General features: G+C 41.2%; 28 protein-coding genes. 21 read left to right on the top strand and 7 right to left on the bottom strand.

Going from position 1 to position 22975, the window contains the following annotated elements; genetic code table 11:
* The first annotated feature begins 72 nt into the window (after positions 1 to 72).
* The 9 genes from GKD17_RS01855 to tsf all read left to right on the top strand — a co-directional run bounded on the left by GKD17_RS01855 (position 73) and on the right by tsf (position 8074).
* Entirely contained in the window at positions 73 to 1530 is a 1458-nt protein-coding gene (locus GKD17_RS01855; RefSeq protein ID WP_007851155.1) for a pseudouridine synthase, read from the top strand.
* A 22-nt stretch (positions 1531 to 1552) separates the two neighbouring features.
* Positions 1553 to 2956: an asparagine--tRNA ligase gene (gene asnS, locus GKD17_RS01860; protein ID WP_007831288.1), complete on the top strand. Its 1404-nt coding sequence runs from the start codon at positions 1553 to 1555 to the stop codon at positions 2954 to 2956.
* Positions 2957 to 3117: 161 nt separating this feature from the next.
* Positions 3118 to 3612: a DUF4488 domain-containing protein gene (locus tag GKD17_RS01865; protein WP_007831290.1), complete on the top strand. Its 495-nt coding sequence runs from the start codon at positions 3118 to 3120 to the stop codon at positions 3610 to 3612.
* A gap of 401 nt (positions 3613 to 4013) precedes the next feature.
* Entirely contained in the window at positions 4014 to 4589 is a 576-nt protein-coding gene (locus GKD17_RS01870) for a zeta toxin family protein (protein WP_007831292.1), read from the top strand.
* Positions 4579 to 4824 carry a hypothetical protein gene (locus GKD17_RS01875; protein WP_007831293.1) on the top strand — a complete coding sequence of 82 codons (246 nt, stop codon included), beginning with the start codon at positions 4579 to 4581 and terminating at the stop codon, positions 4822 to 4824. The genes GKD17_RS01870 and GKD17_RS01875 overlap by 11 nt, the downstream gene beginning before the upstream one ends.
* A 301-nt stretch (positions 4825 to 5125) precedes the next feature.
* Positions 5126 to 5587, top strand: a complete 462-nt coding sequence (gene rplM, locus GKD17_RS01880; RefSeq protein ID WP_005839194.1) for a 50S ribosomal protein L13 — start codon at positions 5126 to 5128, stop codon at positions 5585 to 5587.
* 6 nt (positions 5588 to 5593) lie between these two features.
* Positions 5594 to 5980 carry a 30S ribosomal protein S9 gene (gene rpsI, locus GKD17_RS01885; protein WP_005839197.1) on the top strand — a complete coding sequence of 129 codons (387 nt, stop codon included), beginning with the start codon at positions 5594 to 5596 and terminating at the stop codon, positions 5978 to 5980.
* 132 nt (positions 5981 to 6112) lie between these two features.
* Positions 6113 to 6952 (top strand): 30S ribosomal protein S2, encoded by an 840-nt coding sequence (gene rpsB / locus GKD17_RS01890; RefSeq protein WP_007831298.1) that lies wholly within the window; start codon positions 6113 to 6115, stop codon positions 6950 to 6952.
* Between the two features lie 132 nt (positions 6953 to 7084).
* Positions 7085 to 8074: a translation elongation factor Ts gene (tsf, locus tag GKD17_RS01895; protein WP_007831300.1), complete on the top strand. Its 990-nt coding sequence runs from the start codon at positions 7085 to 7087 to the stop codon at positions 8072 to 8074.
* 57 nt (positions 8075 to 8131) lie between these two features.
* Here the strand turns inward: tsf and GKD17_RS01900 are convergent, their stop codons facing one another.
* The gene (locus GKD17_RS01900) at positions 8132 to 8470 is read right to left on the bottom strand and encodes a translation initiation factor (protein ID WP_007831301.1); all 339 of its coding nucleotides are present in this window, start codon (positions 8468 to 8470) and stop codon (positions 8132 to 8134) included.
* Positions 8471 to 8587: 117 nt separating this feature from the next.
* On the opposite strand from GKD17_RS01900, the gene GKD17_RS01905 reads away from it, so the two are divergent.
* The 3 genes from GKD17_RS01905 to ispF are packed head-to-tail and all read left to right on the top strand — an operon-like array spanning position 8588 to position 10339.
* Complete coding sequence (locus tag GKD17_RS01905) at positions 8588 to 9238, top strand: redox-sensing transcriptional repressor Rex (RefSeq protein WP_007831303.1); 651 nt, start codon at positions 8588 to 8590, stop codon at positions 9236 to 9238.
* A gap of 4 nt (positions 9239 to 9242) precedes the next feature.
* Positions 9243 to 9860, top strand: coding sequence for a fumarylacetoacetate hydrolase family protein (locus GKD17_RS01910; RefSeq protein WP_007831304.1), 618 nt, complete (start codon positions 9243 to 9245; stop codon positions 9858 to 9860).
* A complete protein-coding gene (gene ispF, locus GKD17_RS01915; RefSeq protein ID WP_007831305.1) occupies positions 9857 to 10339 on the top strand; it encodes a 2-C-methyl-D-erythritol 2,4-cyclodiphosphate synthase in 483 nt (160 codons plus the stop codon). The genes GKD17_RS01910 and ispF overlap by 4 nt, the downstream gene beginning before the upstream one ends.
* Before the next feature lie 48 nt (positions 10340 to 10387).
* On the opposite strand, the gene GKD17_RS01920 is transcribed toward ispF, so the two are convergent.
* The gene (locus GKD17_RS01920; RefSeq protein WP_007831306.1) at positions 10388 to 11278 is read right to left on the bottom strand and encodes a 1,4-dihydroxy-2-naphthoate polyprenyltransferase; all 891 of its coding nucleotides are present in this window, start codon (positions 11276 to 11278) and stop codon (positions 10388 to 10390) included.
* A gap of 73 nt (positions 11279 to 11351) precedes the next feature.
* On the opposite strand from GKD17_RS01920, the gene GKD17_RS01925 reads away from it, so the two are divergent.
* Entirely contained in the window at positions 11352 to 12191 is an 840-nt protein-coding gene (locus tag GKD17_RS01925) for a metallophosphoesterase (protein WP_007831307.1), read from the top strand.
* A 227-nt stretch (positions 12192 to 12418) separates the two neighbouring features.
* The gene (locus GKD17_RS01930; protein WP_007831308.1) at positions 12419 to 12889 is read left to right on the top strand and encodes a DUF3836 domain-containing protein; all 471 of its coding nucleotides are present in this window, start codon (positions 12419 to 12421) and stop codon (positions 12887 to 12889) included.
* 82 nt (positions 12890 to 12971) lie between these two features.
* On the opposite strand, the gene nadD is transcribed toward GKD17_RS01930, so the two are convergent.
* From nadD to GKD17_RS01950, 4 genes are read right to left on the bottom strand one after another with little or no spacing between them, the layout of a single operon-like run.
* The gene (gene nadD, locus GKD17_RS01935; RefSeq protein WP_007831316.1) at positions 12972 to 13544 is read right to left on the bottom strand and encodes a nicotinate (nicotinamide) nucleotide adenylyltransferase; all 573 of its coding nucleotides are present in this window, start codon (positions 13542 to 13544) and stop codon (positions 12972 to 12974) included.
* A complete protein-coding gene (locus GKD17_RS01940) occupies positions 13526 to 13708 on the bottom strand; it encodes a hypothetical protein (RefSeq protein ID WP_005839218.1) in 183 nt (60 codons plus the stop codon). Before GKD17_RS01940 ends, nadD begins: the two co-directional genes overlap by 19 nt.
* A 4-nt stretch (positions 13709 to 13712) precedes the next feature.
* Positions 13713 to 14282, bottom strand: a complete 570-nt coding sequence (gene gmk / locus GKD17_RS01945; RefSeq protein ID WP_007831318.1) for a guanylate kinase — start codon at positions 14280 to 14282, stop codon at positions 13713 to 13715.
* Between the two features lie 46 nt (positions 14283 to 14328).
* Positions 14329 to 15204 (bottom strand): YicC/YloC family endoribonuclease, encoded by an 876-nt coding sequence (locus tag GKD17_RS01950; protein ID WP_007831319.1) that lies wholly within the window; start codon positions 15202 to 15204, stop codon positions 14329 to 14331.
* A 95-nt stretch (positions 15205 to 15299) separates the two neighbouring features.
* Between GKD17_RS01950 and tsaB the strand changes: the two genes are divergently transcribed.
* Genes tsaB through rseP form a run of 7 tightly spaced genes read left to right on the top strand, consistent with a single transcriptional unit; the run spans position 15300 to position 21945 of the window.
* Entirely contained in the window at positions 15300 to 15989 is a 690-nt protein-coding gene (gene tsaB / locus GKD17_RS01955) for a tRNA (adenosine(37)-N6)-threonylcarbamoyltransferase complex dimerization subunit type 1 TsaB (RefSeq protein ID WP_007831323.1), read from the top strand.
* A gap of 44 nt (positions 15990 to 16033) precedes the next feature.
* On the top strand, positions 16034 to 16660 hold the full coding sequence (locus tag GKD17_RS01960; RefSeq protein ID WP_007831325.1) for a DUF4290 domain-containing protein: 627 nt from the start codon (positions 16034 to 16036) through the stop codon (positions 16658 to 16660).
* 18 nt (positions 16661 to 16678) lie between these two features.
* A complete protein-coding gene (gene murA, locus GKD17_RS01965) occupies positions 16679 to 17983 on the top strand; it encodes a UDP-N-acetylglucosamine 1-carboxyvinyltransferase (RefSeq protein WP_007831327.1) in 1305 nt (434 codons plus the stop codon).
* An 11-nt stretch (positions 17984 to 17994) separates the two neighbouring features.
* Positions 17995 to 18513 carry a ribosome maturation factor RimM gene (gene rimM, locus GKD17_RS01970; RefSeq protein ID WP_007831330.1) on the top strand — a complete coding sequence of 173 codons (519 nt, stop codon included), beginning with the start codon at positions 17995 to 17997 and terminating at the stop codon, positions 18511 to 18513.
* Between the two features lie 18 nt (positions 18514 to 18531).
* Complete coding sequence (locus GKD17_RS01975; protein WP_005839236.1) at positions 18532 to 19389, top strand: M23 family metallopeptidase; 858 nt, start codon at positions 18532 to 18534, stop codon at positions 19387 to 19389.
* A 7-nt stretch (positions 19390 to 19396) separates the two neighbouring features.
* Positions 19397 to 20545: a 1-deoxy-D-xylulose-5-phosphate reductoisomerase gene (locus GKD17_RS01980; RefSeq protein WP_007831332.1), complete on the top strand. Its 1149-nt coding sequence runs from the start codon at positions 19397 to 19399 to the stop codon at positions 20543 to 20545.
* Between the two features lie 56 nt (positions 20546 to 20601).
* Positions 20602 to 21945, top strand: a complete 1344-nt coding sequence (rseP, locus tag GKD17_RS01985; protein ID WP_007831337.1) for an RIP metalloprotease RseP — start codon at positions 20602 to 20604, stop codon at positions 21943 to 21945.
* Positions 21946 to 22516: 571 nt separating this feature from the next.
* Here rseP and nrdG read toward each other — a convergent pair.
* Positions 22517 to 22975 (bottom strand): anaerobic ribonucleoside-triphosphate reductase activating protein, encoded by a 459-nt coding sequence (gene nrdG, locus GKD17_RS01990; protein ID WP_007831339.1) that lies wholly within the window; start codon positions 22973 to 22975, stop codon positions 22517 to 22519.

The following is a 22975-nucleotide window of genomic DNA, read 5'->3' on the forward strand; positions in this document are numbered from 1 at the left end:
ATAGTTAGTTAGATTTTAATCCAAAAAGCCCGAGAGGGCGTTATACATTAATTAAAAAATAAAAGGAAAACCATGAGTACAGAAAATGAAAGCAGACAAGAAGGTGCTGCAAATGAAGAAAACCAGAATGTAAGCCGTGATGGTGGTTATAAGTCTTATAACAGAGACAGTAATTACAACAGATACAACAACGACGGCGAACAGCGTCCTTATCGTCCTCGTACGAACAGCTATAATCGCGAAGGTGGAGACCGTCCCTACCGTTCTTCTTATAACAACGGTGACCGTCCTTCCTATAATCGCTATAACAATAACGGAGACCGTCCGCAACGTCCCCGCTTTAATCCTAACAGTGAGGATGGAGGAGACCAACGTTCATACCGTCCTCGTACAAATTATAATCGTGAAGGTGGCGAGCAGCGTCCGTATACTCCGCGCCCTCGTTTTAATAATAGTGAGGAAGGTGGTGAGCGTCAATATCGTCCCCGCACAAACTATAATCGCGAAGGGGGTGAGCAGCGTCCTTATACTCCGCGTCCCCGTTTTAACAGCGGTGAAGGGGGTGAACAGCGTTCTTACACTCCGCGTCCTCGTACCGGCGGTTATAATCAAGGCGGTGACCGTCCTTATCGTCCTCGTACCGGCGGTTATAATCAAGGCGGCGACCGTCCTTATCGTCCTCGTACCGGTGGTTATAATCAAGGTGGTGGATACAATCGTCCCTATCGTCCCCGTACGGCTGATTATAACCCGAATGCAAAGTATAGTCTGAAGAAACAGATTGAATATAAAGATATATTGACCGATCCAAATGAGCCGATTCGTCTGAACAAATTCTTGGCTAATGCAGGTATATGTTCCCGTCGTGAGGCTGATGAGTTTATTACAGCAGGTGTAGTCAGTGTAAATGGTGAAGTGGTAACCGAATTAGGTACTAAAATCAAGCGTACTGACGAAGTGAAGTTCCATGACGAACCGGTAAGTATTGAACGCAAAACTTATATTTTGTTGAATAAACCGAAGGATTGTGTGACTACTTCTGATGATCCTCAGGAACGTAAGACTGTAATGGATTTTGTGAAAGGTGCTTGTAAGGAGCGTATTTATCCTGTTGGGCGTTTAGATCGTAATACTACCGGTGTGTTATTGTTAACTAACGATGGTGATTTGGCTTCCAAGCTGACTCATCCTAAGTATTTGAAGAAGAAGATTTATCATGTATATTGTGATAAGAATGTAACCAAGGCAGATCTTGACCAAATTGCAGCAGGTGTGACATTGGATGATGGAGAGATTCATGCAGATGCCATCAGCTATGCATCGGAAACAGATAAATCACAAGTCGGTATTGAAATCCATTCCGGAAAGAACCGTATTGTGCGTCGTATTTTTGAATCCTTGGGATATAAGGTGATCAAGCTGGACCGCGTTTATTTTGCTGGTCTGACTAAAAAAGGTTTGCGCCGCGGTGATTGGCGTTACCTGACTGAACAAGAAGTGAACATGCTCCGCATGGGCTCATTTGAATAATAAACAATAAAGAGACAAAACAATGGAAAAAATTAGTAGAACAAAGATTGTTGACCTGCTGAAGTGCCGTGATTTTGGTGCGATGGTCAATGTAAAAGGTTGGGTTCGTACCCGCCGCGGTAGCAAACAGGTAAATTTTATCGCCCTGAATGACGGTTCTACAATAAATAATGTGCAGATTGTTGTTGATTTGGCAAACTTTGACGAAGAAATGTTGAAGCAGATCACCACCGGTGCATGTATCAGTGTGAACGGTGAGTTGACCGAATCCATTGGCTCTGGTCAGGCAGCCGAAGTTCAAGCGCGTGGAATCGAAGTATTAGGTACTTGTGATAACACTTATCCGTTACAGAAGAAAGGTCATACGATGGAGTTTCTTCGTGAGATCGCTCACTTGCGTCCCCGTACCAATACATTTGGAGCTGTATTCCGCATCCGCCACAACATGGCTATCGCTATCCATAAGTTTTTCCATGAACGTGGTTTTTTCTATTTTCATACACCTATTATCACAGCGTCTGATTGTGAAGGTGCGGGACAGATGTTCCAAGTTACTACCAAGAACCTTTATGATTTGAAGAAGGATGAAAACGGAGCGATTATTTATGATGATGATTTCTTTGGCAAACAAGCCAGTTTGACGGTATCTGGACAGTTGGAAGGTGAATTGGCTGCTACTGCTTTGGGGGCTATTTATACATTTGGTCCTACATTCCGTGCGGAGAATTCTAATACGCCGCGTCACTTGGCTGAGTTTTGGATGATTGAACCTGAGGTTGCGTTCAATGATATTACTGATAATATGGATTTGGCCGAAGACTTTATTAAATATTGTGTACAGTGGGCGCTTGACAACTGCTATGATGATGTGAAGTTTTTGAACGACATGTTCGATAAGGGATTGATAGAACGTTTGCAGGGCGTGCTGAAGGAGGAATTTGTCCGTCTGCCTTATACGGAAGGTATCAAGATACTGGAGGAAGCTGTAGCAAAAGGTCATAAATTTGAATTCCCGGTATATTGGGGAGTAGACTTAGCCTCTGAACACGAACGTTATTTGGTGGAAGAGCACTTTAAACGTCCTGTAATCCTGACAGATTATCCGAAAGAAATCAAGGCATTCTATATGAAGCAGAATGAGGATGGCAAGACTGTCCGTGCAATGGATGTCTTATTTCCGAAGATTGGCGAGATAATAGGTGGTTCTGAACGTGAGGCTGATTATGACAAACTGATGACCCGTATCCAGGAATTGGAAATTCCGATGAAGGATATGTGGTGGTATCTGGATACCCGTAAGTTTGGTTCATGTCCTCATTCTGGTTTTGGACTTGGTTTTGAGCGGCTGTTGCTGTTTGTTACCGGTATGACCAATATTCGTGATGTGATACCTTTCCCACGTACTCCGCGTAATGCTGAATTCTAATTGTTGGAAATAATAATTCAAAAAATCCTGCCCTATAACATAGGGCAGGATTTTTTTTGTATTTAACTGTAAAAAAGTTATTTAAAAAGCAGGAAGTTTGAAAAAAAATTCTAATTTTGTATATCCACATTACGCAATTTGTTAACTAAATATATACAACTATGAAACGGAAAAAATTATTCCTACTGATGATAGCATTCTTGCTTATCGGTACTTCGCGTGTAGTGGGACAGGAAAAATCGGATGTAACCCCTGTCAACTTGAAAGGAATTTGGCAGATGTGCTTTTATGTATCAGGGACTCCTCAGGTACCGGGTGAGTTGAAACCAAGTAATTCTTTTAAAATTTTGTCTGATGACGGCAAGTTTACCAATATGACCATGATTCCTAATCATGGAGCTATTATTATTGGTTCCGGTACCTATCGGCAGACTGCTCCTAATGCTTATACAGAGCATGTGGAGAAAAACTTGCATCTTCCACAATTGGTAGGTGTGGATAATATTTTGGAATTTGAGATGAAGGGGGGAGATGTCATGGTGCTGAAGTTTTTTGTGAAAACGGATAAGGATGGAAATGAAATCAATTCCTGGTATTATGAAACTTGGAAACGAGTGAAAATGCCTCCTGTTTATCCAAAGGATTTGGTCAGATAAGTTTGAATCTTTGTTTATAAACAAAGAATAGTCATTTTTCGGGCTACGCTTTCATTTTTTGAAAGTGTGGCCCTATTTATTTTATACATGATATTTGTCTGACGAAACAAGTGTACTTGCTATTATGGTGGGATATGTGTCCTATTTATATGATTACTTGTTTGGATACTTAAATGAAAGATGCTTATGTACTAATTTTCTTCAATAAAATGATGTAATGAGTAACTGCTACCTGTTTGCAGGTTGCTTAAATATAAGGTAAAACTCCTGTAATCTCTTCTTAATTTGCACAGAATTTCAAAAAATGTGCTATTCTTCATCACTTTTATGCCTTTTCAAGAACAAAGATTGGAAATAATCGTTAACTTTGTCGCCAATAACAGAAATAGAAAAGGAGATTAATGTCTAAACTTTATATAATAGCGGGGTGTAACGGAGCCGGTAAAACGACCGCTTCGTACACGGTATTACCCGAAATTTTAGAGTGCCGCGAATTTGTCAATGCCGATGAAATCGCTAAGGGACTTTCTCCTTTTAACCCCTCAAGTGTGGCTATCGAAGCCGGGCGACTGATGCTGAAACGTATCGGAGAGTTACTGTCGGACGGAGTCAGCTTTTCTGTTGAAACCACATTGTCCACCCGTTCTTATATCAATCTTATCCAGCAGGCACAAAATCAAGGATATAGTGTCAGCCTTATTTATTTTTGGCTGAATTCGCCTGAATTGGCTATAGAGCGAGTGAAACAGCGTGTTGCCAATGGAGGGCATGATGTGCCTGCTCCCATTATCCGTCGTCGTTATCGTTCGGGGTTGGAAAACTTTTTCCGTATTTATATGCCTTGCGTGGATTATTGGATGCTTGCGGACAATAGCTGCACACCGCGTGTTATTGTGGCGGACGCCTTCCGTTTGGGAGATGAGGCCCATATCTATAATCAAGAACTTTTTACTAAAATCAGAAGTTATGTCAACTGAAGAAGAATATAAGGAATTAAGTGCGAAGTTGCGTTATGGTTTAGAACTAGCGGAACAGCGGTTGATAGAGGAAACTGCACGGCGCGAAGGGACATTGTGTTATGGTCGTCCCGATGGAAAAGTAGTCCGGATCTCAGCAACTGAACTTTTAAAGCTTCGTCAGTCCAGTGGAAACAATGCGGCATCTGTGGCTGTGTGTACTTGCTCTGAGATGGAGAGTGGCTGGAATCGTTGAAAATAGAATGAATAACTGTATATGTATAGGGAAGAATCAAAATCTCTTCCCTATGTTTTTTAGTCCGTTATTCAAAGCCTAGATGTGGTTATATCAGCCTTTTGTATGCGAATAGCAAGAGGAAAAAATATCTTAATTTATTTGTCAGTTCAAAGAAAAGCCGTACCTTTGCAAGCCGATTATTATCAAAAGTTTATAAAGGATTAATTCTTAGCGTGTTAATAGTTCTTTGTCCGGGAACGGTTAGAAACGCTGAGAAGAATTGTTTTTTAGTAGTTAACATTTAAAAAAGAATTTAAGAGTGGATACTTTAAGTTACAAGACCATTTCTGCAAACAAAGAAACAGCTCATAAAGAATGGGTTGTTGTCGACGCAACCGATCAGGTCGTAGGCCGTCTCGGTTCGAAAGTTGCGAAACTGTTGAGAGGAAAGTACAAACCAGACTTTACCCCTCATGCTGACTGCGGTGATAATGTTATTATCATTAATGCAGACAAAGTGAAATTTACCGGAAACAAGTGGAACGACAAGGTTTACTTGCGCTATACAGGTTATCCCGGTGGTCAGAGAGAAATGACTCCTGCTCAGTTGATGAAGAAACCTAACGGTGAAGAAAAACTGTTGAAGAGAGTAGTAAAGGGTATGCTTCCTAAAAATCGTCTGGGAGCACAGTTGCTGGGCAATTTGTATGTTTACGCTGGTAGTGAACACAAACATGAGGCTCAGACTCCGAAATCAATTGATATAAACTCACTTAAATAATAAAGAATGGAAGTAGTAAATGCATTAGGCAGACGTAAACGCGCCGTCGCACGCGTGTTCGTAAGCGAAGGTACAGGAAAGATTACTATTAACAAGAGAGACCTTGCACAGTACTTTCCATCAACTATTCTTCAGTATGTAGTAAAACAGCCTTTGAACAAGCTAGAGGCTGCTGAAAAATATGATATCAAAGTAAATCTTTACGGTGGTGGTTTTACAGGACAGTCACAGGCTTTGCGTCTGGCTATCGCTCGTGCGCTGGTTAAAATCAACCCTGAAGATAAAACGGCTCTTCGTTCAGAAGGCTTCATGACACGTGACTCTCGTTCTGTAGAACGTAAGAAACCGGGTCAGCCCAAAGCACGTCGTAGATTCCAGTTCAGTAAACGTTAATATCCGGTTTTACTTGGAACTGGTTAAGAAGCGTTTAGTATCTAAACCAGCGGGACTCTACTTGGTAGCGGACTACCCGATGGTTGGTTGAGATAAACAAAAAAGAAAGTAAACGATTTAAAGAATAATAAAATGTCTAGAACTAATTTCGATACATTATTGGAAGCCGGTTGCCACTTCGGACACCTTAAGAGAAAGTGGAATCCCTCAATGGCTCCTTATATTTTCATGGAACGCAATGGTATCCATATCATTGACCTCCATAAAACAGTTGCTAAAGTAGATGAAGCTGCTGATGCACTGAAACAAATCGCAAAATCAGGTAAGAAAGTCCTGTTTGTTGCTACTAAGAAACAAGCTAAACAAGTAGTAGCTGAGAAAGCTGCTTCTGTAAATATGCCTTATGTAATAGAGCGTTGGCCGGGTGGTATGTTGACTAACTTCCCGACTATCCGTAAGGCTGTGAAGAAAATGGCTACTATCGATAAGTTGACCAACGATGGTACTTATTCAAACCTTTCTAAGAGAGAAGTCCTGCAAATTTCTCGTCAGCGTGCTAAATTGGAAAAGAACTTAGGTTCTATTGCTGATTTGACTCGTTTGCCGTCAGCACTGTTCGTTGTCGATGTGTTGAAAGAAAACATTGCAGTTCGTGAAGCTAACCGCTTGGGTATCCCTGTATTTGCTATCGTTGATACAAATTCAGATCCTTCAAACGTAGACTTCGTGATTCCTGCAAACGATGATGCTACTAAGTCTGTAGAAGTGATCTTGGATGCTTGTTGTGGCGCTATCGCTGAAGGTTTGGAAGAAAGAAAAGCTGAAAAAGTAGATATGGAAGCTGCCGGTGAAAATGCTCCTAAGGGTGCTGGTAAGAAGAAAAATACCAAGGCTCGTATGGATAAAGCCGAAGAAGAAGCTATCAATGCTGCTAAGGCTGCCGCTTTCTTGAAAGAAGACGAAGAAGCTTAATAGTATAAATTGAGAGTTGAGAATTGAAAATTGGGAAAGGGGCAGATTATGCTGTTAATTCTCAATTCTCAATTTTCAATTCTCAATTCTGTTTTAAAGATATTACTAACAATTAAAAAATAAAGGAATATTATGGCTGTAACTATGGCTGAAATAACCAAGCTTCGTAAGATTAGTGGAGCTGGTATGATGGATTGCAAGAACGCCTTGACTGAAGCAAACGGCGATATCGATAAAGCGATGGAAATTATTCGTAAAAAAGGACAGGCTGTTGCTGCAAAACGTTCTGACCGTGAAGCATCTGAAGGTTGTGTGCTGGCAAAAAAGGATGGCGAATTTGCTGCTATCATCGCTTTGAAATGCGAAACCGACTTCGTTGCTAAAAACGCTGATTTCATAGCTTTGACTCAAGCTATTCTGGATGCTGCTGTTGCCAACAGGTGTAAGACTTTGGAAGAAGTAAAGGCTTTGCCTATGGGTAACGGTACTGTACAAGATGCAGTAACAGACCGTAGTGGTATCACTGGTGAAAAAATGGAATTGGATGGTTACAATGTGGTTGAAGGTGCTTATACTTCTATTTATAACCACCAGGGAAATAACCAGCTTTGTACTATTGTTGCAATGAATAAAGAAGCTGAAGCTGCCGCTCACGGAGTTGCTATGCAGATTGCTGCTATGAATCCTATTGCAATTGATGAAGCCGGTGTTCCTGAATCTGTAAAAGAAGCTGAAATACAGGTAGCTATTGACAAGACTAAGAAAGAACAAGTAGACAAGGCTGTTGAAGTTGCCTTGAAGAAGGCTGGTATCAACCCTGCACACGTAGACAGCGAAGAACATATGGAAAGTAACAAGGCTAAGGGCTGGATCACTGACGAAGATATTGCCAAAGCTAAAGAAATCATTGCTACTGTTTCTGCTGAAAAAGCTGCTAACTTGCCACAACAGATGATTGAAAACATTGCTAAAGGTCGTCTGGGCAAGTTCTTGAAGGAAGTTTGCTTGCTGAACCAAGAGGATATCATGGATGGTAAGAAGACTGTAAGAGAAGTGTTGAAGGAAGCTGATCCTGAATTGCAGATCGTTGCTTTCAAACGTTTCACTTTACGTGCTGAATAAGATTTCCGCAATTATAGAAGGGGGACTGTGTGACAACAGTCCCTTTCTTTTTTCCGGCTATTTGGTCTGGGTATATCCTTCAGCTTTCAACAACTCGATGACCCGTTGCTTGAACTCTCCTTGAATAAGGATCTCCCCGTCTTTTGCTGAACCGCCTACCCCACATTTGCTTTTCAATAATCTACCCAACTCTTTCAGGTCATTTTCTGTTCCGATGAACCCGTTGATTAATGTCACGGTTTTGCCACTCCGTCCTTTTTTTTCTATATTGACACGGAGCTTTTGTTGTTTTTTATCTAATGTTTTAGTCTCTTCCTTTTCAACGTTTTCATACTTGAAATCAGGATTTGTGGAATAAACCACATTCAGACGTTCTTTCCAATCGTTATTTTTCATGTGAATTTTGCTTAAATGAATACTCAAAGATAAGACTTTTTTTATACTCTATCCGTCAATGTAACAAATAAAAGTGTACTTTTGCAAATTACCTAATGATAATACCTAAAGAAAAAGATGGATATACGTATGCATAAATTCTCGGATAAAGTGCCTGAGCCGACTTTGCGCAGACTTCCGTGGTATCTTTCGAATGTGAAACTGATGAAAGAACAGGGAGAAACGTACGTGTCTTCTACCCAAATATCCAAGCAAATCAATGTGGATGCTTCCCAAATAGCGAAAGATCTTTCTTATGTAAATATATCCGGCCGTACACGTGTGGGATATGAGATTGATGCGTTGATAGAGGTGCTGGAGCGTTTCTTGGGATTTACCAAGATGCATAAAGCTTTTTTGTTTGGTGTTGGTAGTTTGGGAGGTGCTTTGTTGCGCGACTCGGGCCTGCATCATTTTGGATTAGAGATAGTAGGTGCGTTTGATATTAACCCCGAACTGGTGGGAAAGGAAATAAATGGAATTCCTATTTATCATTCGGATGAATTTGAGGTAAAAATGAAATCCTGTGATGTCAATATCGGGGTGTTGACTGTGCCTATTAATATAGCACAGGAGATAACAGATAAGATGATAGCGGGTGGCATTAAGGCAGTTTGGAACTTTACACCGTTCCGTATTCGTGTACCGGAAAATATTGTGGTGCAGAATACATCACTTTATGCCCATCTGGCTGTAATGTTTAACAGATTAAATGTAATTCAAGAATAATAACATGAAGATTATAGCCGTAGGAATGAACTACGTTGCACATTGCCACGAGTTGCATGCTGATGAGAATTTGCCGGAAGAACCGGTTATTTTTATGAAACCGGATTCGGCTCTGCTGAAAGACAGCAAGCCGTTTTTTATTCCTGATTTTTCTCAGCAGGTGGATTATGAGACAGAATTGGTAGTACGTATTAATCGTTTGGGAAAGAATATTGCTCCGCGTTTTGCCAGTCGGTATTATGATGCGGTGACGGTAGGAATAGATTTTACGGCACGTGACCTTCAGCGGCAGTTTCGGGAGGAAGGTAAGCCTTGGGAGCTGTGTAAAGGGTTTGATAGCTCGGCTGCCATAGGTGATTTTGTGTCGGTAGACAGATTTAAGGATATACAGAATTTGAACTTTCATTTGGATATAGATGGAAAAACGGTGCAGAGAGGTAACACTGCAGATATGTTGTTTAAGGTGGATGAGATAATCGCATACGTTAGCCGGTTTTTTACATTAAAGATTGGGGATTTGCTTTATACAGGGACTCCCGTGGGAGTAGGGCCAGTCAGTATAGGACAGCATTTGCAGGGGTATTTGGAAGGTGAAAAATTATTAGATTTTTATGTAAGATGAAAATAAGAGTAGGATTTGGATTTGATGTGCACCAACTGGTAAGCGGTCGTGAATTATGGCTTGGAGGAATAAAATTTGAACATGAATTGGGGCTATTGGGACACTCGGATGCCGATGTATTGATTCATGCTATTTGTGACGCTTTGCTGGGAGCGGCCAATATGCGTGATATAGGTTATCATTTTCCTGATACTGCAGGCGAATTCAAGAATATTGATAGCAAGATTTTATTGGCTGAAACGGTGGACCTGATTGCTGCAAAAGGGTATAAAGTAGGTAACGTGGACGCAACGATTTGCGCTGAACGTCCTAAATTGAAGGCGCGGATTCCGGAAATGCAGTTGGTGCTTGCTCATTTGATGAGGATTGATGTGGATGATGTTTCCGTAAAGGCTACCACTACAGAGAAGCTGGGATTCACGGGCAGGGAGGAAGGTATTTCTGCTTACGCCACTGTATTAATAGAGAAAGCGGAATGATTTGTTGTGCTTTATTCTATAATCTTCTGGCAAGATTTTGCCAGAAGATTATAGAATAAGGCCGAATGCTAGTAATACTCCGAATAGTAGCATATTACGGGAGGTTTCTCCCAATATGCTGTTTAATTCTTTTCCCTTTTTGATTTTTACCATTCTTTGCCATGCCATGAAGTGAGGTAACAGATAAAGTTGGGGTAATAATGCAGCCCAAATGTGTCCGGTCGGAATAAACAATAAACAAAGCCATGCGGCAGCCAATCCCAAAAATAGGTATAATTGTTGCCCTGCATTGGCTCCCCAGCGTACTACGATTGTTTTCTTTCCGCTTTTTGCATCTTGATCGCGGTCACGGTAATTATTCACCATCAACAAGGTATCTATAATCAGTCCGCAAGCTAGAGAGGCGAGTGTTACATTCCAAGTCCAGCTACGACACATCACATAGTAAGTGCAGCCTACCGGTACAAACCCGAAAAAGACAATGACAAGTATGTCTCCCCATCCGTGATAAGCTAGCGGATAAGGTCCTGCTGTATAAAGAAAAGCGAATAAAATACATAAAATTCCCACTGGAATCATTTCAATCCCTCCATAAGCTAATAGGCATAACCCTGCTAAACAAGCTGTCGCTGTGGTCAGGGCGATTCCTTTCCTCATGGCGTTCAGTGTGATCCATCCTTGTGCGCAGGCACGTTCAGGACCCAAGCGGTCTTCACGGTCACTGCCTTTCAGATAATCAAAGTAATCATTAATGAAGTTGGCATCTATCTGCATCAGAAAAGCGAAGAGAAAGCAAAGCAATGCTGGTGTCATTTGGAAGCAGCTGTCTGCATAGGCCAAGGCACATCCCAGTAAAACCGGAGTGGCGGCTCCTGCCAATGTTTTAGGACGGGCGGCTAGAAGCCATGCTTTTATTGAGTTAACTTGAACAATTTCCATTTCTATTTATAATTAAGGTTGTGCAAAGATAAAACAATTAATTCTGTATCTTTGTCTCCAAATAGAAAGGATTATGAAGAAACAGTTTCTTTTTTTACTTTTAGCGGTTATTTTTTTGTCTTCTTGCGCCACAGCTACTTTGTCCGAGTTTCCGGGAGTAGGACGTGTGAAGCAATATGATTTTTATAGTTATGATATTCCACCCGCTTTTGATGGTTTTCGGATAGGATTTGCTTCGGATTTTCATTATGAGAGTCGTTTTAAGAGGAGTGAATTGAACAGTGCGGTACGAGCATTAAAATCAATGCATGCCGATGTTCTGTTGTTGGGTGGAGATTATCGTAGCAAGAAAGGTGGAAATCTAGACACTTTGTTCACCGCCTTGAGCAGAGTTTATACACCTTACGGAACATTTGCTGTGATGGGGAATCATGATTATGGTTATTGTTATTCCGAAGTGGTGGAGGCCATGCAAAAGAATCATGTGCGGTTGATGGAACATAAAAGCTATAAGTTGATGAAAGATGGTCAGCATATTATAGTAAGCGGTGTACGCAATCCGTTTGATTTAAAAAGGAATGGTGACTCTCCATCCCAGCATTTTCCAGCGGATGATTTTATTATATTGCTCACGCATACTCCCGACTATGCAGAAGATACAGATGTATCGAATGCCAATTTGGTGTTAGCGGGGTATACTCATGGCGGGCAGGTGAGCTTGTTTAAAAAATATTCTCCGGTAAAGCACTCCATTTATGGAAACCGTTTTCTGACTGGTTGGAAAGAGAATAGTAAAGGTACTCCGATTATTATTACCAATGGATTGGGTACTTCGCGCGTTGACGTCCGCTTATTTACTCCCAGCGAAGTTGTTCTGGTAGTCTTGCATCGTGTTGAAAAGCAGAAAGAATAGACTGTTTGTCCGTTAATAACGTACAGGGTGTCCATAATCGGACACCCTTTTTTATGTTTACTTATTGATACTTAGTGGATTAATTTCGTGGCATGTGCTTTGCACTTTATAAAGTGAAGCGGCTCAAGAAAAAAAACGGATCATGTTGCAACGTTTTTAGAGTCATTTGCGTCTTATAAATAGAGACACAAATAAACCCGAATTATAAACATTAAAAATAAGACATTATGAAAACTACAATGATCACTAAAGCCATGATGGCAGTTCTTTTTGCAATGACAAGTGTATTAACGCTGAATGCAGTCGAGCCTGTGAAGATTACAAATGAAGAGGTGGAAAATGGTCGGGTGTCGGCTAAGGTCGTTTATGAACAAGAGGGTACTTTCCTTACTCCGGAGTATCGTTTTGAGTTCAGATACAACGATAAGGGACAAATTATAGAGAAGAAAAGTATGAAATGGAATGGCACGACTTGGATAAATTATTATTGTATGGAAGTTACGTACACAGACACAGAAGCGCATATTGATTATTCTTTGTGGAACAAGAATAAAAAAGCGTTTATCCCTACGCAGAAATATGTATATACGTTAGATGAAGCTGGGAAGTTTTTGACGTGGCACTCATATAAAAAAGATGCGACAGGCTGGGAGTTGGACGGATTAATAAATAATGAAGTACTGCTGGCAAAGCGTTAATGGAGTGCGTCCTTTGAATTTTAGATTAAATAATTGATGTGTTTTTCCCCGGGAAATTTGGATTGTGTCCTCCCGGGGATTTTTATTTTTTTAGCCGTTCATATACTGCCGGATGCAGGAAATATCGTATATCTCGTCCTTCCGCTAGTGCCTGTCTGATAAAAGTAGAACTGATTTCCAATAACGGAGTATCTGCTAATTGCACGGAAGGAGGAAGAGTTGTTGGATCAATAGTGAAATTCGGACGGGGATAGATCATTACATGATGATTCTTTAAAATCTCCTTTGCTTTGTACCAACGGGGGAATAGAAGCCAGTTGTCCGCCCCAATGATAAGAGTAAATTCTCGGTTGGGATAGGCTTTGTGTAAAGCGTCCAATGTGTGTATAGTATAGGAAGGACGAGGAAGGTAGAACTCGAAATCGGAAGCTCGGAATTTGGGATAATCCACAATGGCCAGTTTTACCAGTTCCAATCGCAGATTATCATCCCATAAATCCGTTTGTTGCTTTAATGGATTGTGAGGAGAGACGAGAAACCATATTTCATCCAATCCATTATATTCACATAAATAATTAGCAAGTGCCAGATGACCAATGTGAATAGGATTGAATGAGCCGCCGAAAATACCAGTCTTTATCTTACTCTTTTCCATTTATTGTAATTCCATACTTGTCCCACAGTGACAATACCCATTGCTATGGCAATAATGTATTGCTCCATTGCCATTGCAATGATGCCCACAGCCAAAGCTATAAAACCAATGAGGATACAAAGTATCGACATTCTTTGGGCCAGTTTTTTCGGATCTTTGATCATCGTCTTATTTTTCAATAAAATTTTTAATAACTTTCAGTGCTTCCGCTTTTGCTTTCTCCAAATCGTCATTTACTATCACGGTGTCGAATTTATCGGCGAACCCCAATTCAAATTCTGCTTTTGCGATTCGGCTTTCAATTACTTCGGGGGCATCAGTACCACGGCCTTTCAGGCGTTTACGGAGTTCTTTTACACTGGGTGGTTGAATGAAAACAGACAATGCGCGGCTGCCATAATATTTTTTGATATTACATCCGCCTACTACATCTACGTCAAAAATCACATTTTGTCCGGCTTCCAATTGTTTTTCCACTTGTGCTTTCAAGGTTCCGTAGAAACGGTTTTCGTATACTTCTTCGTATTCCAGAAATTCATCATTGGCAATGCGTTGTTTGAATTCCTCAGGAGATAGGAAGAAATATTCCACACCATGCCGTTCTTTTCCGCGAGGAGGGCGGCTGGTGGCAGAAATAGAGAAAGACAGGTTCAGGTTTTGTGTCAGCAGATAGTTGATAATGGTTGATTTGCCCGAACCTGAGGGGGCTGAAAAAATGATAAGTTTTCCTGTTGCCATATCTTGATTCTTTGCTTATGAGAATGGGGTCCGGTATATGAACCGGTTACATTACATTTAATACCTGTTCTTTGATTTGTTCCAGTTCGTCCTTCATCTGCACTACGATGTTTTGCATCTCGGCATGATTGGATTTGCTGCCGGTCGTATTGATTTCGCGTCCCATCTCCTGTGCTATGAAACCAAGTTTTTTCCCTTGCCCATGACCGCCTGCCATGGTTTCACGGAAATATCTCAAGTGATTGCTCAGTCGTTGTTTTTCTTCGTTAATATCTAATTTTTCAATGTAATAAATCAATTCTTGTTCCAAGCGGTTTTTATCATAATCCACACTGATGGTCTTTTCCAAAGCATCTGTAATGCGTTCACGTATCTTGGCTACACGTTCTGTTTCGTAGGGCTCGATGGACTTTAACAAACTCTCGATGTTATCAATCTTTTCGTTGAATTTCTTTTCCAAAGCGGTTCCTTCCTGTTTGCGGAAATCTACCAAATGGTTGATAGCCTCTTCCACTACCTGGCGGACTACCTCCCATTCTTCTTCCGAAAGTTCTTGTACATCGGCCTTGGTTAGTACGTCGGGCATTCGTAGAAGGGTTGCAAACCAATCTTCGGGCATTGGTATATGGGTCATTTCGGAAATAGATTTTATCTGATTGTAGTAGTTTTCTACAAGGGCGGCGTTAATGGGAGTGGCTGTATCCGAAACGTCTTTCTCTATCCACAGGCTGAAATCAACTTTACCGCGTTCCAATGATTTGGAAATCATATTGCGGATTTCCATTTCTTTTTCACGGTATAAAGGAGCGATCCGTGTAGACAAGTCCATTGCTTTACTATTTAAAGACTTGATCTCTACGTTAATTTTTTTTTCTCCGAATATAGCGGTTGCTTTACCGTATCCGGTCATTGACTGTATCATAACTAATATGTTTTTTTGCAAAAGTAATCTTTTTATGGAAATGAAGTATAAATAAAAGTGTATATTTGCAGATTATATTATATAAGTAGAGCATTATGTCGTGTATTTTGCATATTGAAACTTCAACAGAGGCCTGCTCTGTTGCCGTCAGTGAGGATGGATTGGCGGTGTTCTCCAAAGAGGATTTGAAAGGACCTTCACACGCCGTGCAGCTGGGCGTATTTGTAGATGAGGCTTTGTCGTTTGTCGACAGTCATGGTATGCCGTTGGATGCAGTGGCTGTGAGTTGCGGGCCCGGCTCGTACACAGGGTTGCGTATTGGTGTCTCTATGGCGAAGGGTATTTGCTATGGACGTAATTTGCCACTTATCGGTCTGCCGACATTGGAGGTATTGTGTGTGCCGGTGTTGTTACATCACGATTTGCCTGAGGATGCCTTGCTCTGTCCTATGATAGATGCACGTCGCATGGAAGTCTATGCAGCTGTTTATGACCGCGCATTGAGCGTAAAAAGGGAAATAGCTGCCGATATTGTTGATGAGCATTCCTATTTGGAGTTTCTGAATGAACATCCGGTCTATTTTTTTGGTAACGGTGCAGCCAAATGCCGTGGGCAGATTACTCATCCCAATGCTCATTTTATTGATGACATCCGTCCGTTAGGTAAATGGATGTTTCCATTGGCAGAAAAGGAAATGGTAAGACAGAACTTTAAGGATGTGGCTTATTTTGAGCCTTTCTATTTGAAAGAGTTTGTAGCTTCCAAACCCAAAAAGCTTTTGTAACAGCCGATGAACAAATTAGTGCATAAATCATAAATTTTAAATATATGGAGTATAATACTCAACAACGAACTTTACCCCTTCCTGAATATGGCAGAAGTGTACAGAACATGGTAGATCACGCCTTGACCATCGAGGACAGAGCTGAGCGCCAACGTTGTGCGAACACGATTATCAACATTATGGGCGGTATGTTTCCGCATTTGCGGGATGTGCCCGATTTCAAACATAAATTATGGGATCATTTGGCTATTATGGCCGATTTTAAGCTGGATATTGATTATCCGTATGAAATTGTGAAGAAAGAAAGCCTGGAGGTGAAACCCGATATGTTGCCTTATCCGCATAATGGAATCCGTTACCGTCATTATGGACGTATTTTGGAGAACATGATTAAAAAGGCAGTGGACTATCCGGAAGGTGAGGAGAAAAAGCAGCTGATCAGCCTGATTGCAAACCACATGAAGAAATGCTTCCTGAACTGGAACAAAGACGGGGTGGAGGATCAGAAAATCTTGGATGATCTTCGCGATTACTCTAAGGGAGTGATTAATCTGACCCCTGAAGACTTGCATTTGAATGAGCAGCAACGTGTTTATGTTCCACGCAGGCCACAACAGAATAACAATCAGCGCAGACCGCAACAAAACAACAATCAAAGAAAGAAATATTAATTCCTAAAAAATGATACCATGGCTTCGTTTGTAATTGAAGGAGGACATAAATTGCACGGCGAAATACACCCGCAAGGTGCTAAAAATGAAGTGTTACAGATCCTTTGTGCCACTCTGTTGACCTCGGAAGAAGTGACAGTGACTAATATTCCGGACATTCTGGATGTGAACAACCTGATTCAGTTGTTACGTGATATGGGCGTCAAGGTATCAAAAACAGGAATTGATTCGTATACATTTAAAGCTGACACTGTGGATTTGAACTACTTGGAGAGTGATGAATTCTTAAAGAAATGTTCCAGTCTGCGTGGATCAGTCATGTTGGTTGGTCCGTTGGTTGCCCGTTTTGGAAAGGCTTTGATTTCAAAGCCGGGCGGTGACAAGATTGGCCGTCGGCGTTTGGACACTCACTTTATCGGTATTCAGAAGTTGGGAGCCTGTTTTAATTATGATGAGGAACGAAGTGTTTTCAGTATTTGCGCAAAGCATTTGGAAGGTACTTATATGTTGCTGGATGAAGCTTCGGTTACCGGTACGGCTAATATTGTGATGGCTTCTGTCCTGGCGAAGGGCAAAACGACCATTTATAACGCAGCTTGTGAACCTTATCTGCAGCAACTTTGTCGTATGTTGAACAGCATGGGGGCGAAGATTTCCGGTATTGCATCTAATTTGCTGACTATTGAAGGAGTGGAAAGTCTGCATGGCTGTACTCATCGGGTGTTGCCTGATATGATTGAAGTAGGTAGTTTTATCGGAATGGCAGCTATGACAGGAAGTGAGCTTACCATTAAGAATGTATCACATGAAAATTTGGGCATTATTCCAGAAAGTTTTCGTCGTTTAGGTATTAGAGTGGAACAGCGGGGGGATGATCTATTTATCCCCGAGCAGGAACATTATCAGATAGAATCGTTTATTGATGGCTCTATTATGACCATAGCAGATGCTCCCTGGCCGGGGTTGACTCCCGACCTGCTCAGTGTGGTACTGGTGGTGGCTACACAGGCGAAAGGCAGTGTACTGATTCATCAGAAAATGTTTGAAAGCCGCCTGTTCTTTGTGGACAAGCTCATAGATATGGGAGCACAGATTATATTATGTGACCCTCATCGTGCCGTTGTAATAGGGCATGACCGTAATTTCCAGCTTCGTGCCGGAAATATGACTTCACCCGATATTCGTGCCGGTATCGCTTTGCTGATAGCGGCAATGAGTGCCGACGGTACCAGTCGCATACACAATATAGAGCAGATAGACCGGGGATATCAGAATATAGACCAGCGTTTGAATGCGCTTGGCGCACGTATTACTAGAATTTAGAGAAATCAATCATGATTAAAAAAGATGAAGTTTTCAAGATTGGTATATTCAACAAGCCGCATGGAGTAAAAGGAGAAATCTCATTCACTTTTACGGATGATATTTTTGACCGTGTGGAATGTGAGTATTTGGTCTGTTTGTTAGACGGTATCTTCGTGCCTTTCTTTATTGAAGAGTATCGTTTTCGTTCAGATACCACTGCTTTAGTCAAACTGGAAGGGGTGGATACCTCGGAAAAGGCCCGTATGTTTACGAATGTAGAGGTTTATTTCCCGAAGAAATATGTCGGTGAGGAGGAAGATTCGGATGATATACCTACTTGGAACTATTTTATTGGTTTTAAGGTAGAAGATGTGAATCATGGTGAGTTGGGTGAGATTGTGGCGGTGGATGACAGTACGATGAATGTCCTTTTTGCCATTGAGAAAGGTGGTGAGGAACTTTTGCTGCCTGCCCACGAGGAATTTATCACCAAATTGGATAAGAAAAAGCGTTTGCTGACGGTCGAAGTACCTGATGGCTTGATATAAATATAGAAGGTGCGCACGATGAAGAAAAAAGGAAGGAAAGCATTTTGGCATAATTTCAAGTTTAAGTATAAACTGACCATTACCAATGAAAATACGTTGGAGGAGATTGTGGGACTACACGTTTCCAAACTCAATGGTGTGTCTGTATTGCTGTCTGCCGTAACGGTAATTTTCCTGATTTCGGCAACTATCATTGTTTTTACTCCTTTACGTAATTATTTGCCGGGATATATGAACAGTGAGGTACGTGCGCAGGTGGTGACCAATGCCTTGCGGGCCGATTCATTGCAACAAGTGGTGACGAGGCAGAATATGTATATCATGAATATTCAGGATATATTTAGCGGGAAAGTAAAAGCTGATACAGTCCAATCTATCGACTCTCTGACCATTCTTCGTTCTGATTCTTTGATGGAACGTACCAGGCAGGAAGAAGAGTTTCGCAAGCAATATGAAGAATCAGAACGATATAATCTGACGGCTGTTGATGATAATAATGCCGCTTCCGGATTGATTTTTTATCGTCCTACACGTGGCATGATGTCTTCTAATTTTGACTTGGAGAACAGGCATTACGGAGTGGATATTGCCGCTAATCCAAATGAAAGTGTGTTGGCAACATTGGATGGAACAGTGATTTTGTCTACTTATACAGCAGAAACCGGTTATGTTATTCAGATACAGCACGGACAGGATTTTGTGTCGGTATATAAACATTGTGGTTCGTTATTAAAGAAAGAAGGCGATCCGGTGAAAGGTGGTGAAGCTATTGCATTGGTAGGAAATACCGGTGAAAAAACTACCGGACCGCATCTGCATTTCGAATTGTGGCACAAGGGACGTGCGATTGATCCCTCAAAATACATTGTATTTTAACAACATTATGAAAAAACAAATAGCGATATTAGGTTCTACCGGCTCTATCGGTACACAGGCTTTACAGGTAATAGAGGAACATCCTGATTTATATGAGGCCTATGCGCTGACAGCCAATAACAGGGTCGATTTATTGATAGAACAAGCCCGTAAGTTCATGCCCGAGGCGGTAGTGATAGCCAATGAGGAAAAATACCTTCAATTGAAAGAGGCGTTGAGTGATCTGCCTATCAAAGTATATGCAGGAGCGGATGCGCTCTCTCAAATTGTGGAATCACAGCCTATTGACATTGTACTGGCTTCTATGGTAGGTTATGCCGGATTGCGTCCTACTATAAATGCGATAAAGGCAGGTAAAGCTATTGCTTTGGCTAATAAAGAAACGCTGGTTGTGGCCGGAGAGTTGATTAATGCACTGGCAAATCAGTACCATACATCTGTACTTCCCGTGGATTCGGAACATTCGGCTATCTTCCAGTGCCTGGAAATAAATAACCGGTTGGAGAAAGTGATCTTGACAGCTTCAGGAGGGCCGTTTCGTACTTATACTATGGAGCAGTTGCAAACAGTGACCAAAGCACAAGCTTTGAAGCACCCCAATTGGGAGATGGGAGCGAAGATAACCATTGATTCGGCTTCCATGATGAACAAGGGGTTTGAAGTGATTGAGGCTAAATGGTTATTCGGAATGCGTCCGGAGCAAATTGAAGTGGTAGTTCATCCACAATCTGTCATTCATTCTATGGTGCAGTTTGAGGATGGGGCCGTGAAAGCGCAATTGGGCATGCCCGATATGCGTTTGCCTATTCAATATGCTTTTTCGTATCCGGAGCGTGTGAAATCTTCTTTCGAACGGTTGGATTTTGCCCGTATAACAGACCTGACTTTTGAACAGCCTGATACTAAACGTTTTCGTAATTTGGCATTGGCATACGAGGCTTTGTATCGGGCCGGAAATATGCCCTGTATAGTGAATGCAGCTAATGAAGTGGTGGTGGATGCTTTCCTGAAAGACAAAATATCTTTCCTGGGTATGAGTGATGTCATAGAACGGACTATGGGTAAAGTTGCTTATATCAAGGAACCGACTTATGAAGACTATGTGGCTACTGATACTGAGGCACGTCGGGTAGCGTTATCCCTTTTGTCATCTTAAATGGTAGTTGACAGAGAATTATGTTAATTATAAATTATAAAATAGTAAATAGCTAGATGGAAACATTTTTGATTCGTGCCCTTCAATTGATAATGAGCCTTTCATTATTGGTCATTATTCATGAGGGAGGACATTTTCTTTTTTCACGTCTTTTTAAAGTAAGAGTAGAGAAGTTCTACATATTTTTTGATCCGTGGTTTTCTTTGTTCAAATTCAAACCGAAGAACAGTGATACGGAATATGGTATTGGCTGGGTGCCTTTGGGGGGATATGTGAAAATTTCGGGTATGATAGACGAGTCTATGGATACCGAGCAGATGAAACAGCCTGCTAAACCATGGGAATTTCGTTCAAAACCGGCTTGGCAGCGTCTGCTTATCATGGTGGGTGGTGTCTTGATGAATTTCTTGCTGGCTATCTTCATCTATTCCATGATTTTATTCCATTGGGGAGATTCTTTTGTGTCGCTGCAAGACATGACTCATGGTATGAAATTTAATGAGCGTGCTCGGGAAATAGGCTTCCGTGACGGTGATATTCTCCTTCGCGCAGATGAAAAACCATTGGAGCGTTTCGGGATGGATATGCTTCGTGATATTGCTGAGGCACGTACAGTGACTGTATCGCGCGATGGAAAGGAAACCGAAGTATATATGCCTGAGATCAGCTTGTTGGATATAGCAAAGGATGATCCGATGTTTGTTACGGCGTTAGTTCCTAATGTTGTTGACTCGGTGATACCGGGCGGTGGCTTGGATAAGGCCGGTATACAGAAGGGAGATAGTTTGATTGCGGTCAACGGTGAAATGTTGAACTCATGGAATGCATTGGTGGAAAAACTAGATAATATGCAGGCTGATGCGGAAACTACCGGAGATAAAGGAGTTGCTATGCAAATGGTTTATTCTCGTGGAGGATTGCGTGATACGGTTACCGTGCATACGGACTCACTGTTTAGAGTGGGGGCAACATTTCTTTCATTGGCCGATTATAAAGAAACTACCCGTGAATATGGATTCTTTGAATCTTTTCCTGCAGGGGTACAATTAGGAGTAAATACATTAAAAGGATATGTGAACGATATGAAATATGTGTTCACCAAAGAAGGAGCCAAGAGTGTAGGTGGTTTTGGAACGATAGGAAGTATTTTTCCGAAAGTATGGGATTGGCATCGTTTTTGGGAAATGACTGCTTTTCTGTCAATCATCCTTGCGTTTATGAATATTCTGCCTATTCCGGCATTGGATGGCGGACATGTATTATTCCTGCTTTATGAAATCATTGCCCGTCGTAAGCCGAGTGACAAATTTATGGAATATGCGCAGATGGTAGGTATGTTTCTATTGTTTGCCTTGCTCATTTGGGCGAACTTTAATGATATCATGCGATTCTTGTTCTAAGTTTGCATGACAGAAAAGGACACGGCATTTTTATAACAATGCCGATAGGCACGGATTTCCGCAAAGATTGAATCAATCATCTTTGCGGAAATCTGCGTTTTTTATATTGTTTTTCTCCCGTGGTGAAAAAAAGACATAAAAAAAGAGCGAAAGTTCTTATCAAACCCGCTCACATCCTGAAGAACCCCCCTCCATAATGGGGTTCTTTTCATCTTTCTCGTCTCAGTTGCGTTATCCTCTCTCTTGTACCTAAAAAAACAGCTCTTTTAATACCTATAAAACTAATTTCCTGAAAACTTTCTTTTTCTAATTACCTTAAATCTTGCTGCTAATACCTTTCTAAATCAATCTTTCTTTACCTAAATCTAATACCTTAAATTAAAATCTTTACCTTAATACTTAATACCTAATTTTGTTCTTTTCTTTATTAACTTAATATTTGGTTTCACAACCACATTGCAAAGGTACGGCTTTTCTTGATATTAGCAAGTAAATAGATGCTGAAAAACATAAAAAAGGGTGAATTCATGATATATATCAAGAAAACACCCTTTTTTTATTTCTTTTAGCGTTATCGCACACGGATGATGCGTTGGTTACTGCTTCCCCTAAATTCCAAGTAAGGAGAGTACAAATCCGGCTCGAATCGTCCGTCTACTATAACATCCACATAATCCAGTACCGGTTTTAACATTTCATCGTTTTGTATTTGTTCAAATGTATATCCTGTATAACACCAGATGTTTTGTCCGGTAGCTTCTTTGATCTGTTTGACTAGAGCCAGGAATTCTTGAGGATGATAAAGTGGATCTCCACCGGAAAAGGTGATTCCGTCCAATAATGGATTAGCATTTATTTCGCAGATAATTTTTTCTATTTTTTCCGGTGTGAGCGGAGTGCCTGCCGATGGGTTCCAGGATTCGGGATTCTGGCAACCGCGACAATGGTGACGGCATCCGGCTAGATAGATAGAATAGCGGATGCCTTCACCGTCGACTATTGTTTCAGGATAGGTAAATAACAAGTTCAT

This window comes from Phocaeicola dorei, from assembly GCF_013009555.1.
In the GTDB taxonomy this organism is placed as follows: domain Bacteria; phylum Bacteroidota; class Bacteroidia; order Bacteroidales; family Bacteroidaceae; genus Phocaeicola; species Phocaeicola dorei.